This is a genomic window from Escherichia sp. AM3 (genome assembly GCF_032029835.1).
GTDB classification, from domain to species: domain Bacteria; phylum Pseudomonadota; class Gammaproteobacteria; order Enterobacterales; family Enterobacteriaceae; genus Escherichia; species Escherichia coli.
In genome coordinates, this window is sequence record NZ_JAVUPQ010000526.1 from 1 (window position 1) to 542 (window position 542).

1 protein-coding gene is annotated in these 542 nt (G+C 36.3%); it reads right to left on the reverse strand.

Annotation, left to right across the window (positions count from 1 at the left end; genetic code table 11):
• Window positions 1-211: 211 nt before the first annotated feature.
• On the reverse strand, window positions 212-316 hold the full coding sequence (locus RTW80_RS27035; RefSeq protein ID WP_212736113.1) for a hypothetical protein: 105 nt from the start codon (window positions 314-316) through the stop codon (window positions 212-214).
• Window positions 317-542: the final 226 nt, after the last annotated feature.

The window sequence follows — 542 nt, forward strand, 5'->3', positions numbered from 1 at the left end:
ATGAGAAATCGATCGTGCCGGAAAAAAGCAAAGTTACCCCGCTGATAAATAAATCAGGTAGATTGCTTTTTTCAGAATGCAGAAACCCTTACCAGTCAGGTGGCTGATAATACAAGGGTTAACAGAGAATGAGCACTGCGGAATACAGGCATATGCCTGTAATACAGAGAGTCAGGAAGACCTGTACGCTGAAGTGCCCTTAGTCGGTAGACTAACGGGCATTGAAGAAGTGAAAGTCGAAGCTATTGCGATGAGCAAACTTCATAATATGAGTTTTCCGCCTTATATGGGGCATAGTGCGGCTGTTATTTTCCATTTAATTTACCTTTCCTGATGTGAATGAAGGTGAAGATATTCTATCCAGGAAATACGGTTGAACTGTGAAGGTGATCAATAAAAAATGATCAATCTTAATTTATTTAATGATGAGCTTTTTACTCAGTAATATAAAATATTGAATTGTTATTTTTGTGTGTTGTTTAAGATAAAAAGCCGTATTTATTATTACGGCTTTAATTAATAAAAGGCAGGCTGTATTAAAA